The organism is Microbacterium sp. KR10-403 (assembly GCF_040196215.1).
Classification (GTDB): Bacteria; Actinomycetota; Actinomycetes; order Actinomycetales; family Microbacteriaceae; genus Microbacterium.
In genome coordinates, this window is record NZ_JBEGDC010000002.1 from 336,253 (window position 1) to 349,279 (window position 13,027).

Consider the following 13,027-nt stretch of genomic DNA (forward strand, 5'->3'; position numbering starts at 1 on the left):
TCTCGTGCGACCTCGGCGCAATAGGATCGGGGCGTGGAATTCGCGCAGAGCGTCACCCTGGAGAATCCGTTCGTCCGCCTCGAGCCGCTCAGCGAGGCCCATATCGGCGACCTGACCGAGGCGGCCGTCGGGCTCGAGACGGCCTGGTACACGAGCGTGCCCGCGCCGTCGGAGGTCGCGGCGGAGATCGCCCAGCGCCTGCGCTGGCGCGACGAGGGACACATGAACCCCTTCGCGGTGCGGCGCCTGGCGACCGGCCGCATCGTCGGCATGACGACCTACTGCAACATCGACCAGCCGAACCGCCACGTCGAGATCGGTCACACCTGGCTCGGCATCGAGACGCAGCGCACCGAGGTCAACACGGCCGCGAAGCTCGCGCTGCTCACCCACGCGTTCGAGCAGTGCGACGCCATCGCCGTGGAGTTCTGCACGCACTGGCACAACCGCCAGTCGCGCGCCGCGATCGAGCGCCTCGGCGCCAAGCTCGACGGGGTGCGCCGCAACGCGCGCATCCTGGCCGACGGCACGCTGCGCGACACCGTGATGTACTCGATCCTCCCCCACGAGTGGCCGGCCGTGCGGCGCGGGCTGCTCGCCAAGCTCGAGCGGTACTGACCCACCAGACGACGGGTCGGGATGCCGCGGCCGCGCTCGCGCGCCCGTTTCCGACGTCCGCGCCCGAGATTCGCAGGCGCGACGGCGAAGAACGATAGCGCGACGGATCGACTGCCGACGAATACCCCCGCGCGAGCAGAACCGCCCACGCGAAGACACCCGCGCGAGCAAGAAGCAGCAGCGCGAGCCGAACACGACAGCGCGAGCGGGCGAGACGGCGGGCCGCGACTACCCGTCGATGACGGCGACGAGCTCGTCGAGGAACGACGAGAAGTCGCCCGCGCGGCGCACGATGCGCGCCACCGACTCATGCTCGCTGAAGACCTCGACGAGCTGCTCGAACACGGTCTGGAACGCCTCGCGGTCGGCCTCCGAGAAGGCGACCATCGCCACGACCTGCACGCGCGAGTCGCCCCACGGGATCGACGGGTCGGCGATGCCCACCGCGATCACGGTGCGCGACGCGGTCATGCCGATCGCGTGCGGCACGGCCAGTGCGTCGGTGAACGCGGTCGATGAGAGCCGCTCGCGCTCCAGAGAACGCGCGACGTAGTCGTCGTCGACCACGCCCAGCGCCACGAGGCGGGCACCGAGCGACCGGATGACCTCTTCCTCGCTGCGCGCCGCCAGCGACGGCGTGAACGCCGCCGGGTCGAAGTAGCGCTCGAGCTCGCGGCGCAGGCGGGCGAGCCGCCGTCCGCGACGGATGCGCGAGGCCGCCGCCTGCACGCGCTCGACGTCGGCGTCGGTGAGGAACGGCTGAATGCGCACCGCGCGCTCGACCGCGGGCGGCGCGTCGACGGTCGTGAGCACCAGGTCGGTGTCGATCGCGGCCCAGTCGGGATCCATGCGCGTCTGCAGGTCGACGACCTCGATCGCCTGACCCAGCGAGCGGTCGACCGACGAGCGCAGCAGCTCGTGCAGCTCGTAGTATCCGGGGCACACGATCGTGGCCGTGAGCAGCTGCTCGGCGCGCCGGCTGCGCTCGAGCCTCCCACCCACGTGCATCGCGATGTACGCGATCTCGTCGTCGGGCAGCGTCATGCCGAGCCGCTCGCCCAGGCCTCCCGCGATCGACACGGCGATGTCGAAGATCATCGGGTACGTCGACTTCAGCGACCGCGCGAGCGGATTGCGCGACCACGCCTCGGCCGCGGCCCGCCGCCGCAGGTTCTGCACGTGCATCGCCAGCCGCCGGATGAAGTCCTCGTGCACGAGGTCGACGAGGAACTCCTCGGCGGCCGCCGTCACCAGGTCGCGCACGGCGTCCTCGACCTCGGGATCCAGCAGGGGCGCGGATGCCACGCCCGGCCCCGGCGTCACGACCCGGGTCAGGATCAGCATGGCCAGGTGCTGCCGGTCGCCGCGCCCGAGGCTCACGCCCAGATGCTCCTGCACGAGCGTGCCGATCAGGTCGGCGATCTCGTCGGCCGCCTCGCCGGACGGTTCGCCCGCCGTGTCGAGCGCCCGCCCGTGCGCGACCCGGTCTGCGGCGATGGCGATGTGCATGAGCACGTCGGCGATGCCGAACTCGTTGATGAAGTAGCCCCGGGCTCCCAGCGCCGAGCGCAGCGCGGTCTCGAACGATCCGTGCACGTCGGCGCCCAGCGAGTCCTCGCCGAGCACGCGCCGCATGCCGTGCGCGTCGAAGGCCGCGGCATCCATCTCCTCGTGCACCAGTCTGCTCATCAGCCGGCGCTGCGCGCTCTCGGCCCCGAACAGCCGCATGCGCGAGCCCGACCGCGAGAGCACCAGGGTCGTCCCGGTCAGCAGCGACCGGACGCGACCGAGGTCCGCCTCGACCGTGCCCTCCGACACGTGCAGGCGGTCGGCGGTCTCGTGCACATCGATGCCGGTCGCATCGTCGAGCAATGCGCGGATCAGCGCGTGCAGCCGGTCGCGCGGAGCCGCGGCATCCATCGTCGGCACCGTCAGAGCCGACGCGGCCTCGGCGCCCGCCCGATAGCCCTGCGGTCCCGACTCGACGGCGGCTCCGCCCGAGACCCGGCCGTTCAGCGCGGTCACGTACGAGCGCACGCTGCGCGGCGTCACCCCGAGGGCGTCGGCGAGCCGACCGGCCGTGACCCAGTCGCCCTGGCGCACCAGCAGTCCGAGCAGGCGATCCTGTCGCGCTCTGGTCATCGTGGCCGCTCCTCACGGCACGGTGGGGGGATGCCGCGATCCCAGTCAATCACGATCGGGCGTCTTTCCGCCCCTGCGGAAACAGAAGTGGTTGTCCCGCGTGGGCGACCTCAGCACAATGGGCGTCAGGAGGATGACCGATGAGGATCACCGTCATGTGCGGGGCCGGCGCGTCGAGCACGTTCGTCGCCCAGCGCCTGCGCGGCGCCATCGCGACGCGGGGCCTCGACCACACCGCGCACGCGGCGGGTCTGTCCTCCTACCCCGACTGCCTCGACGGCACCGACGTGCTGCTGGTCGGCCCGCACCTGGCCGATCGCATGGACGACGTGCGGCGGGATGCCGCGGTCCGCGGCGTGCGCGTCGCGATGCTGCCCGACGACATCTTCGGCGACCGGGACGGCGAGCGCGCCTTCGCTCTCGCCGAGGCCGCCGACGGATCCACCACCACCCACGACGAGAGGACCTCCTCATGAGCCAGGCGACCAAGACCGTGCGGATCGGCTCGGCCCACGGACTGCACGCGCGCCCCGCGAAGCTCTTCGCGCAGGCGGCGAAGAACGCGGGCATCCCGGTGACGATCGCCAAGGGCGATGCGAAGCCGGTGAACGCGGCGAGCATCCTCGGTGTGATCTCGCTGGGGATCGACCAGGGCGACGAGGTCACCCTGACGGCCGACGGCGACGGCGCCGAGGGAATCGTGGACTCCCTCACCGAGCTGCTCGCGACCGACTTCGACGCGGAGTGACCATGGCGACGCTTGCCGGAGTGGGAGTCGGGCTGGGCGTGGCGTCCGGCCCCGTGGCCCGGATGGCGGATCCGCTGCCGGCGCCGGCTGACGAGCCGAGCACGCGGACGCCCGATGAGGAGAAGGAACGTGCTCACGAGGCCCTCGCGGCCGTGGCCCGTGAGCTCGAGGAACGCGGAGAGCATGCCGGGGGGACCGCGCAGGAAGTGCTCGAAGCGCAGGCGATGATGGCGGAGGATCCGTCTCTGGCGGACGACATCGACGACCGCATCGCCGGGGGGAAGACAGCCGAGCGAGCCGTGCACGACGCCTTCGCGTCCTTCCAGCAGACGCTCGCCGAGATGGGGGGCTACCTCGGCGAGCGCGCTGCTGATCTGGGTGACGTGGCGCAGCGCGTGCTCGCTCGGCTGGCGGGGGTCGCCGCCCCCGGTGTGCCCGACCCCGGGCATCCCTTCATCCTCGTCGCACGCGACCTCTCCCCCGCCGACACGGCGCTGCTCGACCTCGACCAGGTTCTCGCCGTCGTCACGAGCGAGGGCGGACCCACGTCGCACACGGCGATCCTCGCGCGCGAGAAGTCGATCGTCGCGGTCGTCGGGGTCGCGCAGGCGGCGTCCCTGGCCGACGGTGAGACGGTGATCGTGGATGCCGCGGCCGGCGCCGTCACGACCGACCCGACGCCCGAGCAGGTCGCGGAGGCGACCGCGCGCGCCGAGGCGCGCCGGGCCGCCGCAGCGGCCCCACTCACGGCGGGCGCACTGGCCGACGGCACCGCGGTGCCGCTGCTGGCCAACCTCGGCAAGCCCGAGGACGCCGCCGCCGCCCGTGAGCTGGGCGCCGAGGGCGTGGGACTGTTCCGCACGGAGTTCCTGTTCCTGAACTCCACCGATGCGCCGACCGTCGCCGATCAGCAGGCCGCGTACGAGACGCTCCTTTCGGGCTTCGCCGGAAGCAAGGTGGTCGTGCGGGTGCTCGACGCCGGCGCCGACAAGCCGCTCGCCTTCCTCAACGACGACACGGAGGAGAACCCGGCGCTCGGGCTGCGGGGCATCCGCGTGCTGCGGGCGCGCGAGCAGATCCTGCGCGACCAGCTCACCGCGCTCGCACAGGCGGACGCCGCGACCACCGAGCGCGGCGAGGGCGCCGACCTGTGGGTCATGGCACCCATGGTCGCCACGGTCGAGGAGACGGAGTACTTCACGTCGCTGGCCCGCGAGCTGGGCATCAAGACGCCGGGCGTCATGGTCGAGGTACCCTCGTGCGCGCTGCTGGCCGACCGCATCCTCGCGGTGGCCGACTTCGCCTCGATCGGCACGAACGACCTGACCCAGTACACCCTGGCCGCCGACCGGCTGCTGGGCTCGGTCGCATCGTTCCAGGACCCGTGGCACCCCGCTGTGCTGCGGCTCGTCAAGGAGGTCGGCGCGGCCGGGCGCGACGCCGGCAAACCGGTGGGCATCTGCGGCGAGGCCGCCGCGGACCCGCTGCTGGCCGTCGTGCTCGTGGGCCTGGGCGCCACGAGCCTGTCGATGGCACCGTCGGCCCTGGCCGACGTCCGCGCGTCGCTGGCCGGTCACGGCCTCGACGACGCGCGCCGCATCGCCGAGGCGGCCCTCGCCGCGAGCGACGCGGCATCCGCCCGCGCGGCCGCCCAGGCCGCGGCATCCCGAACCACGGCGGCATAGCCGCCGTCACCGAGAGAAAGTGACACTGACATGACAACGGCGTCCGTACCCGCGAAGGCGGGCAAGGGAGGGGTCCGCGTCGGCGTTCAACGCTTCGGCACGTTCCTCTCCGGCATGATCATGCCGAACATCCCGGCGCTGATCGCCTGGGGTATCTTCACCGCATTCTTCATCGACGTCGGATGGACGCCGGTGCCGGCGCTGTCCACCCTCGTCGGCCCGATGATCCACTACCTGCTGCCCCTGTTGATCGCCTACACCGGCGGCCACATGGTCTACGGCATGCGCGGCGCCGTGGTCGCCGCGATCTCGACGTTCGGCGTCATCGCCGGGTCGGACTACCTCATCGCGCAGTACAACCTGACCCAGCCGGCCGACAACCAGCTCGGTCAGATCCACATGTTCATCGGCGCGATGATCATGGCCCCGATCGCCGGCTACACGATGAAGTGGCTCGACAAGCTCTGGGAGGGCAAGGTCAAGGCCGGCTTCGAGATGCTCGTCAACATGTTCTCGGCGGGCATCTGGGGCTTCGCCCTGGCCATCCTCGGCTTCTACCCGATCGCGTGGATCGTCAACGGCATCATGAACATCCTCAGCGCCGCGGTGAACTGGCTGGTCAGCGCGCACCTGCTGCCGCTCACGAGCATCCTGATCGAACCCGCGAAGGTGTTCTTCCTGAACAACGCCATCAACCACGGCGTTCTCACTCCGCTGGGACTCGAGCAGGCCGCGGGACCGGCGCACAAGTCGATCCTGTTCCTTCTCGAGGCGAACCCCGGCCCCGGTGTCGGTCTGCTGCTGGCGTTCACGATCTTCGGGATCGGGGCGGCGAAGGCCTCCGCACCCGGTGCCGCGGTCATCCAGTTCATCGGCGGCATCCACGAGGTGTACTTCCCGTTCGCGCTGATGAAGCCGACGCTGATCATCGCGCTCATCCTGGGCGGCATGACCGGTGTGACCACGAACGTGTTGTTCAACACGGGCCTGCGAGCACCCGCGGCACCAGGCAGCATCATCGCGGTGATAGCCCAGACGTTCCAGACCGACTATCTCGGGGTGATCCTGTCGGTCATCCTGTCGGCGGCGGTCACGTTCCTCGTCTCGGCGGTCATCCTGCGGGCGTCGCGCAAGAAGGACCTCGCCGCCGAGGCGGCCGGAACCGACACGTTCAGCGCGGCGATCAGCCAGACCGAGTCGAACAAGGGCAAGTCGTCCGACGCGCTGTCGGGGCTGCGCAGCGAGACCGGCGCGACCGCCGAGGCGGCCGGCGTCGCCGCACCCGCCGCCGAGGCGTCCCGTCCGGTCAACAGCATCGTGTTCGCGTGCGACGCGGGCATGGGGTCATCGGCGATGGGGGCGAGCGTGCTGCGCAACAAGATCAAGAAGGCGGGCATCGAAGGGGTCACCGTGGTCAACAAGGCCATCGCGAACCTCGACGGCTCCGCCGACCTGATCATCACGCAGAACCAGCTCACCGACCGGGCTCGGGAGAAGTCCCCGAACGCGATCCACGTGTCGGTGGACAACTTCATGAACTCGCCGAAGTACGACGAGGTCGTGGACCTGGTGCGCTCGCAGCACCAGGATGAGTAGGAGAAGGCCGCGGACCGCTGCGGGGTCGGGCGGGCGTGAAGCCCCCGGCCCCGCAGCCCTCGGATCGACAGCAGACGAAGGGAACACGACATGGCACACGAGGTCCTCACCGTCGGGCAGGTGCGCATCCACACCGACGGCGCCACACAGGAGCAGGCGATGAAGGAGGCCGCCGACATCCTCGAAGCGGCCGGCGCCGTCACGAGCGCCTACTACGACGCCATGCAGCAGCGCGAGCAGACCGTGTCGACGTACATGGGCAACGAGCTCGCCATCCCGCACGGCACCAACGAGACCAAGGACACCATCCTCGACTCGGCGCTCTCGGTCGTTCGCTACGACGGCGGCGTGGACTGGGGCGGCGAGCCGGTCACGTTCGTCATCGGCATCGCCGGCAAGGGCGGCGAGCACCTGGAGATCCTGTCGCAGATCGCCATCCTGTTCTCCGAGGAGGATGACGTCGAGAAGCTCAAGTCCGCCTCGACGCCCGAAGAGCTCTACGACCTGCTGGCGAGCGTGAACGAATCATGAAGGCAGTCCACTTCGGCGCCGGCAACATCGGGCGCGGCTTCGTCGGGCTGCTGCTGCACGAGGGCGGCTACGAGCTCGTCTTCTCGGACGTGGCCGGCGCCCTGGTCGACGCCATCAACGCCGTCGACTCGTACACGGTGCATGCCGTCGGCGACGGCGGGGGCGACACCGTCGTCACCGGGTTCCGCGCGATCAACTCCGCCGAGCACCCCGACGAGGTCGCCGACGAGGTCGCCGCGGCCGATGTGGTCACCACCGCGGTCGGGCCGACGATCCTCAAGTTCGTGGCGCCGCTCGTGCTGGCAGGCCTGCGGCGGCGGGATGCGGCATCCACCCCCCTTCAGGTGATGGCGTGCGAGAACGCGATCAATGCGACCGACCTGCTGCGCGACGAGATCGTCGCCATCGCCGCGGACGACTGGCCGCTGCTGGCCGATCGGGTCGTGTTCGCGAACACCGCCGTGGACCGGATCGTGCCCGCCCAGCCCGAAGGGGCGGGGGTGGATGTCACGGTCGAGCCGTTCTACGAGTGGGCGATCGAGCGGCCGCCGTTTGGCGAGAACCCGCCGCACCTGCCGGGCGCGCACTTCGTGCCCGACCTCGCGCCGTACATCGAGCGCAAGCTCTTCACCGTCAACACCGGGCACGCGACCACCGCGTACTTCGGCGCGCAGGCCGGGATCGAGAAGATCTCGGACGCGCTGGCCGATGACGCGATCGCCGCGCATGTGGCGACGGCGCTCGAAGAGACCTCGGCGCTGCTCGCCGCCAAGCACGGCCTCGACGCCGGAGAGCTGGCCCAGTACCGCGCGACGATCCTGAACCGGTTCCGCAACCCCTCGCTGCCCGACACCGTGTGGCGCGTCGGGCGGCAGCCGCTGCGCAAACTGTCGCGGCACGAACGGTTCGTGGGGCCGGCGGCCGAGGCCGCCGAGCGCGGGCTTTCGGTCGACGGGCTGGTCGCCGCCATCGGCGCGGCGCTCGCCTTCGACGATGACGAGGACCCGCAGTCGGTCGACCTGCAGCGCATGCTGCACGAGCAGGACGCCGACGCCTTCACGGCCGAGGTGACCGGGCTCGAGGCGTCTCACCCGCTGTACGCGCGCGTGCGCGACACGGTGGCGGCGCGCCAGGCGGCGCTGTAGCGGCTTCGGGGGCCGCGCCGTGGTGGTCTTCGTGGAGTGTCGACGCGCCGGGCCGGCTCCTTTCGGCGCCGGGGCGTTCAGTACTCAGCACATCCCGCGCAGAATCGACCTCTAGAGCGCGATCTGCGCCCTGTGGGCCGCAGAGTTGCGGAGTTCTGAACGCCGCTCTGAACGCCGCTCTGAACGGACTCCCGCGCGACGACCCGCCCGTTCGTCGATTCCTCCCCAGCCGGAGGGCGAGAGCGAGTTGTGCACAGATGTCGGCGGACCGCTCCACGGACATCGCTCGTCCGGTGTCATGGCGTCATGGCGCAGAAAGAGAAGACACCCTTTGAGCTGAGTGAAGAGCTGCTGCCGCTGACGTTCCTCAGCCGAGATGCACTCATCGAAGCCGGGCTGCGCAGCAGAGACATCAGCCACGGCGTCGCAGCGGGTGAGCTCATCCGCCTGCGCAAGGGACGGTACGTGCGCACCGGCCTGCACGCTGACCTTCTGAAAGCGGGCAGGCTCGGCGGCCGCCTCGACTGCCTCTCGCTGCTACGCGCTCTCGGTGTGTTCGTCCACACCCACGACAAGACGCATATACAAGTGGAGGACGGCTCGACCCGACTGCCGACCGCCGGCAAAGAGGTCGTCCGCCACTGGCGCTCATCCTCCTGCGAGCGCCAGAACCTGTGCGCGGACGTGGTTGAGGCGCTCGCCCAGTCGTTCCGATGTCAGGGCCTGCGCGAGGCGATCGCGACACTCGACAGCGCGTGGCACCACGGCATCGTCGACGACGAGAAGATCGATGCCGTCTTCGCGCTGCTCCCCCGCCGCTACCAGCGGCTTCGTGCGCTTCTGGACGAGCGCGCCGAATCCGGTCCGGAGACGCTCATGCGCCTGATGCTGCGCGGCATCCGCTGTCGCTTCGACGTGCAGGTGAAGATCCGCGGTGTCGGACGGGTGGACTTCGTCGTCGACGGGTGGCTCATCATCGAGTGCGACAGCAAGAAGTACCACGAAGGATGGGAGAAGCAGAAGGAAGACCGCGCGCGGGACATGGCCGCGGCAGCGCTCGGCTATACCACCATCCGCCCTCTTGCGGAGGACATCCTGTACCGCTCGGACCACGTGCTCACTCTCCTGAAGGCGGTGATCGCGCACCCGCCGCTTCGGCCATGCGTTCAGAACTCCGCAAGACCCGCGCGCAGGCGCCGCGCTGGCGCCCGTTCGACGTCCGGCCCGCTCAGATCTGCGGAGTTCTGAACAACGAGCGCCGCTCGGTTTCGCATCCGGGTTAACAGCGGATAACATCGACGTCACCGCCTGCGCGCACACCCGAACGCGCCGGGCGGTGAGGAGTCATGTCAACGAAGACGTATGCCATCATCGGCGCCGGCCCGTCGGGCCTCTCCGCCGCCCGTGCCTTCAGCAAGGCCGGACTCAGCTTCGACGGATACGAGGCGTCGCACGACGTCGGCGGCCTGTGGGACATCAGCAATCCCCGGTCGACGATGTACGAGTCGGCACATCTGATCTCGTCGCGCACGACGACCGAGTTCGCCGAGTTCCCGATGGACACCACCGTCGACTACCCCGGCCACCGCGTGCTGCACGAGTACTTCCGCTCGTACGCCGAGCGCTTCGATCTGGCCGCCCACTTCCGCTTCGACACGCGGGTCACCGACCTGAAGCGGCAGGACGACGGACGGTGGATGCTGCGCGCCGAGGGTCCGGCGGGCGAGACATCGACCCTCTACGACGGGGTCGTCATCGCCAACGGCACGCTCGCCGAGCCGAACATCCCGGCCTTCTCCGGCACCTTCTCGGGCGAGATCATGCACACCAGCGCCTACAAGAAGGCCTCCCAGCTCGACGGCAAGCGCGTGCTCATCATCGGCGCGGGCAACTCGGGCTGCGACATCGCCGTCGACGCCGTGCACCACGCCGCCGCGGTCGACATGAGCGTGCGACGCGGCTACTACTTCGTGCCGCGCTATGTGCTCGGCCGCCCCACCGACACCCTCAACCAGGGCCGCCCGCTGCCGGCGCGCATCAAGCAGGCCGTCGACACCCGGCTGCTGCGCGCGTTCACCGGGGATCCCGTCTCGTTCGGATTCCCCCGGCCCGACTACCGGATCTACGAGTCGCACCCCATCGTCAACACGCTCATCCTGGGCCACCTCGGCCAGGGCGATCTGCGCATCCGCGCCGACATCGACCGGTTCGACGGCGACACCGTGCACTTCCGCGACGGGGCGCACGACGACTACGACCTGGTGCTGCTGGCCACCGGCTACCGCCTCGACTACCCGTTCGTCGACCGCGCGGAGCTGAACTGGACCGACTGGTCGCCGAAGCTCTTCCTGAACGTGTTCCCGCCGTCGTTCAACGGCCTGTTCGTGATGGGCATGATCGAGGCGTCGGGCATCGGCTGGCAGGGGCGCTACGAGCAGGCCGAGCTGATCGCCGCGTACCTCTCCGCCGACGCGGCGGCCCAGGCATCCCTCCGCCGTCGTGTAGGCAGCGAGTCGTGGCCCGACCTGACCGGCGGGTACCACTATCTGGGGCTGGAGCGCATGTCGTACTACGTCAACAAGGACGCCTACCGGCGCGCCGTGCGCGCGCACACGAAGGCACTGGCTCGGGGGAAGGCCGCGGCATGACCATCGACGACGCCCACCTGAACTTCACGCCGGGCACCCTCGTCATCCTCGACGTGGTGCTCGCGCTCATCATGTTCGGGATCGCGCTGGACACGGCGCCCTCCGACTTCCGCGTCGTGCTGCGCAAGCCCAAGCCGCTGATCATCGCGATCCTCGCGCAGCTGATCGTGCTGCCGGGGGTCACGTTCCTGCTGACGCTCGTCCTGCCGGTGACCGCCTCGATGGCGCTGGGCATGATCCTGGTGGCGTGCTGCCCGCCGGGCAACATCTCGCAGGTGCTCACCCACCGCTCCGGCGGCAACGTCGCGCTGTCGGTGTCGATGACCGCGGTCTCGAACGTCATCTACATCTTCACGATGCCGATCAGCATCGCCCTGTGGGGCGCCATCCGCCCCGACACCCGCGCGCTCCTGCAGTCGGTGTCGCTGAACGGCTGGGAGATGCTGCTCGAGATCCTGCTGATCATCGGCGTGCCGTTCGCCGTGGGCCTGGCGATCCGCGCGCGCTTCGCCGCGTTCGCGAAGCGCACGCAGCCGTTCGTGCGCTGGTTCAGCCTGCTGGCCCTGGCCGCGTTCATCGTCGGCGCCCTCGCCGGCAACTGGCAGTACTTCGTGGCGTTCATCGGGCTCATCGCCATCGCCGTCGCGATCCACGACGCCGTCGCCCTCGGCATCGGCTGGACGACCGCGACGATCGGGGGCCTGGGCACCCGCGAGCGCAAGGCGATGACGTTCGAGGTGGGCATCCGCAACTCGGGGCTGGGCCTCGGCCTCATCTTCGCGTTCTTCGGCGGCCTCGGCGGCATGGCCATCGTCGCCGGCTGGTGGGGCGTGTGGGACATCGTCGCGGGCCTCGTGCTGGCGGCCCTGTGGGCCCGGCACACCAAGCGCCACACCGGCGATGTGAAGGGCGATGCGACGATTCCGGCCGCGGAGGCCGCGTCATGACCCGGGTGCTGGTCACCGGCGGGTCGGGCTTTCTCGGCTCGCAGGTCGTGAGCGTGCTCGCCGCTCACCCCGAGGTGCAGCTGGTCGTTTCGGGCGATGTGCGGCAGCCGCAGCATCCCGTCGCCGGCGTCGTCTACGACGAGTGCGACGTCACCCGTGCCGACGCGGTGGCGGGCGTGCTGCGCCGCCATGAGATCGACGTGGTGGTGCACCTCGCCGCGATCGTGAATCCGGGTCGGGATGCCGCACTCGAGTACCCCGTCGACGTCGACGGATCGCGGCATGTCATCGACGCATGCGTCTCCACCGGCGTGCGCCGCCTGGTCGTGTCATCGTCGGGCGCGGCCTACGGCTACCACCCCGACAGCCCGGAGTGGATCGACGAATCGCAGCCGGTGCGCGGCAACGACGAGTTCACGTACTCGAAGCACAAGAAGCTCGTCGAGCAGATGCTCGCCGACACGCGCGCGCAGCATCCCGAACTCGAGCAGGTCGTGTTCCGCAGCGGCACGATCCTCGGGCCCACCGTCCGCAACCAGATCACGGCGCTGTGGGACGGCCCGCGCATCCTGCAGGTGCGCGGCTCGGACTCGCCGTTCGTGTTCGTGTGGGTCGACGACATCGCGGCGGCGTTCGCACGGGCGGCGACCGACGGCCCGCCCGGCATCTACAACGTGGCAGGTTCCGGGGCGATGACCGTTCCCGAGATCGCCGCCCGCCTGCGCAAGAGGCTGCTGGTGCTGTCGCCGGGCCTGCTCGCCTTCGCCCTGCGGGTGGGCAGGATGCTGCGCCTCACCGTGCACGGGCCTGAGCGCGTCGGCTTCCTTCAGCACCGGCCCGTGCTGGCCAACCGGGCGCTCGTCGAGGACTTCGGCTACACCCCGGTCAAGACCAGCCGCGAGGCGTTCGAGGCGTACCTCGCGTCGCATCCCGGCGTCGCGCGCGACTAGCGGCGGCTCGGCCGGCC

At 70.3% G+C, this 13,027-nt stretch carries 12 protein-coding genes; 11 read left to right on the forward strand and 1 reads right to left on the reverse strand.

Going from position 1 to position 13,027, the window contains the following annotated elements:
* Nucleotides 1-33: 33 nt before the first annotated feature.
* A complete protein-coding gene (locus ABMQ42_RS05230; RefSeq protein WP_349721796.1) occupies nt 34-618 on the forward strand; it encodes a GNAT family N-acetyltransferase in 585 nt (194 codons plus the stop codon).
* A gap of 228 nt (nt 619-846) precedes the next feature.
* Here ABMQ42_RS05230 and ABMQ42_RS05235 read toward each other — a convergent pair whose 3' ends face one another.
* Nucleotides 847-2,760, reverse strand: coding sequence for a BglG family transcription antiterminator (locus tag ABMQ42_RS05235; protein ID WP_349721797.1), 1,914 nt, complete (start codon nt 2,758-2,760; stop codon nt 847-849).
* Nucleotides 2,761-2,900: 140 nt separating this feature from the next.
* Between ABMQ42_RS05235 and ABMQ42_RS05240 the strand changes: the two genes are divergently transcribed.
* The 10 genes from ABMQ42_RS05240 (at nt 2,901) to ABMQ42_RS05285 (ending at nt 13,010) form a co-directional block, all read left to right on the forward strand.
* Nucleotides 2,901-3,236 carry a PTS sugar transporter subunit IIB gene (locus tag ABMQ42_RS05240; RefSeq protein ID WP_349721798.1) on the forward strand — a complete coding sequence of 112 codons (336 nt, stop codon included), beginning with the start codon at nt 2,901-2,903 and terminating at the stop codon, nt 3,234-3,236.
* On the forward strand, nt 3,233-3,508 hold the full coding sequence (locus ABMQ42_RS05245) for an HPr family phosphocarrier protein (protein ID WP_349721799.1): 276 nt from the start codon (nt 3,233-3,235) through the stop codon (nt 3,506-3,508). The genes ABMQ42_RS05240 and ABMQ42_RS05245 overlap by 4 nt, the downstream gene beginning before the upstream one ends.
* Nucleotides 3,509-3,510: 2 nt before the next feature.
* On the forward strand, nt 3,511-5,193 hold the full coding sequence (gene ptsP / locus ABMQ42_RS05250; RefSeq protein WP_349721800.1) for a phosphoenolpyruvate--protein phosphotransferase: 1,683 nt from the start codon (nt 3,511-3,513) through the stop codon (nt 5,191-5,193).
* Between the two features lie 30 nt (nt 5,194-5,223).
* Nucleotides 5,224-6,789 (forward strand): PTS mannitol transporter subunit IIBC, encoded by a 1,566-nt coding sequence (locus ABMQ42_RS05255; protein ID WP_349721801.1) that lies wholly within the window; start codon nt 5,224-5,226, stop codon nt 6,787-6,789.
* Between the two features lie 90 nt (nt 6,790-6,879).
* A complete protein-coding gene (locus ABMQ42_RS05260; RefSeq protein ID WP_349721802.1) occupies nt 6,880-7,320 on the forward strand; it encodes a PTS mannitol transporter subunit IIA in 441 nt (146 codons plus the stop codon).
* The gene (locus ABMQ42_RS05265; protein WP_349721803.1) at nt 7,317-8,465 is read left to right on the forward strand and encodes a mannitol-1-phosphate 5-dehydrogenase; all 1,149 of its coding nucleotides are present in this window, start codon (nt 7,317-7,319) and stop codon (nt 8,463-8,465) included. The genes ABMQ42_RS05260 and ABMQ42_RS05265 overlap by 4 nt, the downstream gene beginning before the upstream one ends.
* 306 nt (nt 8,466-8,771) lie before the next feature.
* Nucleotides 8,772-9,713, forward strand: coding sequence for a DUF559 domain-containing protein (locus ABMQ42_RS05270; RefSeq protein ID WP_349721804.1), 942 nt, complete (start codon nt 8,772-8,774; stop codon nt 9,711-9,713).
* A gap of 98 nt (nt 9,714-9,811) precedes the next feature.
* Entirely contained in the window at nt 9,812-11,113 is a 1,302-nt protein-coding gene (locus ABMQ42_RS05275; protein ID WP_349721805.1) for a flavin-containing monooxygenase, read from the forward strand.
* The gene (locus tag ABMQ42_RS05280) at nt 11,110-12,060 is read left to right on the forward strand and encodes a bile acid:sodium symporter family protein (protein ID WP_349721806.1); all 951 of its coding nucleotides are present in this window, start codon (nt 11,110-11,112) and stop codon (nt 12,058-12,060) included. Before ABMQ42_RS05275 ends, ABMQ42_RS05280 begins: the two co-directional genes overlap by 4 nt.
* Nucleotides 12,057-13,010: an SDR family oxidoreductase gene (locus tag ABMQ42_RS05285; RefSeq protein ID WP_349721807.1), complete on the forward strand. Its 954-nt coding sequence runs from the start codon at nt 12,057-12,059 to the stop codon at nt 13,008-13,010. Before ABMQ42_RS05280 ends, ABMQ42_RS05285 begins: the two co-directional genes overlap by 4 nt.
* The last annotated feature ends 17 nt before the right edge of the window (nt 13,011-13,027 follow it).